Genomic DNA, 1758 nt, shown 5'->3' with positions numbered 1-1758 from the left:
ACTATAACCAACTCACTTTTGTGACGATAGTTGGTGTAAAACTTCTCTGTCCATCGCGGCGCGGTTCGCATAGACAAATTGTTCATCCGCAATACCGCGACCTGGAGAACATTTACATCATATATAGCCGGTTGGGAGCTCACATCATTTCGCATTCAACGGAAAGGAGATTCCGCCCGCCCCGAAAAGTTAACGCGCTTCTCGTCTGTTACTGATAATTGTTCTCGCTTAACCGAATCGCTCCGAATGATGAGGTATATGACAGCCAAAAAGTATCCGAGCTGCAACGCGAGAGCGCCCACGGCCGCCAAAATTGCCGAATACCAGACCGACCAGGTCGAGATATAAGCCCAGGCCAGAAGAATCATCAACGCGCATGCGGCGCCTACCAAAAACCTCGGGAAATACATTTGTCTGCCCCCCAGCCCGCCCGGCTTCCAATTGGCGCAAGCGGCCTTGATGGAAGGGGATGCCGCAGGGAAAGCCGACTTTTCAGGCTGCCCCTTTACAATATGCGACAGGCTTCGTCTACCATAACTTCTTCAAGAGACACAAGAGATAAAGCTTGTTATTACAATTGCGAATTTTCGATCAAACGCAGATGTCAGCGAGTAAGTCTACACCGCCAAGAAAAGCGCGAATACAATCGCCATGGTAGTAACGACGACCCAAAAAAGGCTAGTTTGGTCGCCATTCCTTCCCGGTCTCCAAGACCCGAACAAGTCGGAAGCTGCAGCTACTCCCAACGAAAGGAGCCCGCATACAATGGCAGCTATGTCAAGCGGTTCGCCAACGATTAAATGCGACATGTCGGCCAGTCTCTGCAAGGCAGATCCGGGGACATACAATGGGCTTTGGTTATGCGTATCGGGAGCCGACGAGGCGCCGGCCTTCGCATGAGCGCTCGCAATACTGGTTTCACCACCGCTCGCACATAGCATTTTGCCTCGGCTGACCTGCTACGCACCGTCTTTCTGCCGACCATCTCTTTCACCGGCAATCGTTCCTTCAACCTGCGTCCCATCATCTAGCATATTGGCAATGACTGAAAGGGTCGCATTCAGCTCAGATCGCGATAGGAAGCACAAAAAAGCCACCCACTATCGCCGGAACCGGCCCAGGCTGCTCGTCAGAAAATTCGCCTCGCGTTAGGCCAGTTTCGGCGACGAAAAGCCTCGTCCAGCAAGACTATGCAGAGGGCTCCCACCCATCACCGGTGCCAACTGAAACTTTCTCTAACTCCGGGATCTCACGCGCTTCGACGCCTTTGAGTCACGCTATGGCATTTTGTCGCAGGACCATTTTTTCTCTAGATTCGGGCTTTCGCTCTACCCCCCCCCGGCGGACGGTTTGGAAGCTCCTTTTGGAGGTTAAATCCACAGTTGTACCTCGTCCTTACAATTACTTTTTGATCGGCAGACTACTCGGGCAGGGCTTGCGAGGACATTCGCAGGACCGCTCCTGCCACGGTAAGCTAACGCCGGCCTCGTGCGACGCCGGTTTCGGCTTCTCGGAACTCCGCGGCAAGCGTTGCAGCCCGGCGGCTGGGTGCAATGACCCTCCCGACGGCTCCAGCGGGCTCGTGGCCCGCCTTGTGGCGGACGGTGGTCATCATCGCGAACGCCAGCATGACTAGCGAGACGTGGCGGTGCCATCCGTGCCAGGAACGGGTTTCGTTATGATCGAGACCCAGTTCGCTTTTCGCAGAGTCAAGACCCTCCTCGGCAATCCGGCAACATTGCTGCACCGCGACTAGCG

General features: G+C 54.8%; 1 pseudogene. It reads right to left on the bottom strand.

Annotation, left to right across the window (positions count from 1 at the left end):
- Window positions 1-1474: 1474 nt before the first annotated feature.
- A pseudogene (locus tag EOA24_RS43595) lies at window positions 1475-1758 on the bottom strand (hypothetical protein); the annotation flags it as partial.

It is taken from the genome of Mesorhizobium sp. M2A.F.Ca.ET.039.01.1.1 (assembly GCF_003998035.1).
In the GTDB taxonomy this organism is placed as follows: Bacteria; Pseudomonadota; Alphaproteobacteria; order Rhizobiales; family Rhizobiaceae; genus Mesorhizobium.
Note: the sequence above shows the minus strand (reverse complement) of the source record. Positions and strands in the feature narration are given on the sequence as shown.